Source organism: Limosilactobacillus antri DSM 16041 (assembly GCF_000160835.1).
GTDB classification, from domain to species: Bacteria; Bacillota; Bacilli; order Lactobacillales; family Lactobacillaceae; genus Limosilactobacillus; species Limosilactobacillus antri.
This window is the reverse complement of the sequence record NZ_GG700750.1, coordinates 1-984: the sequence shown is the minus strand read 5'-3', so window position 1 is coordinate 984 and position 984 is coordinate 1. Positions and strand designations below refer to the sequence as shown.

The 984-nt window shown below is 47.9% G+C and carries 1 protein-coding gene; it reads right to left on the bottom strand.

The window, feature by feature from the left end; all coding sequences use genetic code 11:
* Positions 1–45: 45 nt before the first annotated feature.
* Positions 46–984, bottom strand: a 939-nt coding sequence (locus HMPREF0494_RS10700; RefSeq protein ID WP_007124998.1) for an ISL3 family transposase, incomplete at its 5' end; no start/stop codon positions are given.

Genomic DNA, 984 nt, shown 5'->3' with positions numbered 1-984 from the left:
GGCTCTTCGTCAAGAAGTACTGATGAAAAAATTGAATAAGTTTTGTTAAGCAGCTCGTGCCTGGACTTTGGCACGGGCTGTTTGCTTATTCTTCCAGTTAATGGCAATGTATGTGTTAGGTAAAGCGAGGAGAATCCGGATTCTGAAATTGGCAAAGTTTCGGAATCCATAGGCAACCCGTTTGATGACCTTGATCTTATTGTTAGTGCCCTCAACGGGACCGTTAGTATAAGCCTCGTACTTAAAACTGTGCAGAATCTCTTTCTTGTGTTGGCGTAATGTCCGCTGTACCTTTTGCAGGGGGTGAGGAAGCGCAGTTAGCTTGGTAGTAAGCAATTGGTTCAGTTGACTGCGACTCCGCCGACTGACGGCGAAGATTAAGTCCTGGTAGTAGCGGTAAGCCTGTGCAAGATCTTCATCAAAATTGAGCAAGCGATGAACAACTTCGATATCGGTCAATTGGGCATAGCCGAAGTTAGCTCGGCACCAGTAGTTGTCGTATCTCAGCTTACCAGCTGGGGTTAGAATGAGCTTCCAGAAGTGTTTCAGCGCCCGCCACTGGTGAGTTCCTTTTCCAGCATTATTCATTGCTTGAATCCGAATTTGGTTAAGGGCACGGTAGGCTTGGGCAACGACATGAAAGTGATCCGCAAGAATGATGGCATTCGGGAATAGTTCTTGAATTAGGCGCCGATAAGGGGTGTATAAATCCACTGTAACTGTCTGGACGGCTAAGCGTGCGGACCGGTCGTAGCGCAGAAAGTAGCTCCGCAGGTAACGGTTACGCCGGGAGAGAATAATGTCCAAAGTTCGATGGTTTTCGATGTCCATCAAGATCATGCTCATTCCACTAGGCGCCATCTTTCCAGATTTGAAGTCGTCAAAGGCAATGTGGCGGGGAAGCCAGCGGTAGTTGGGCTTGAAGGAGCTATCAAGGTTGGTAATAACCCGACGGACCGTCCAATCAGAAACTCCAAGCGTTTT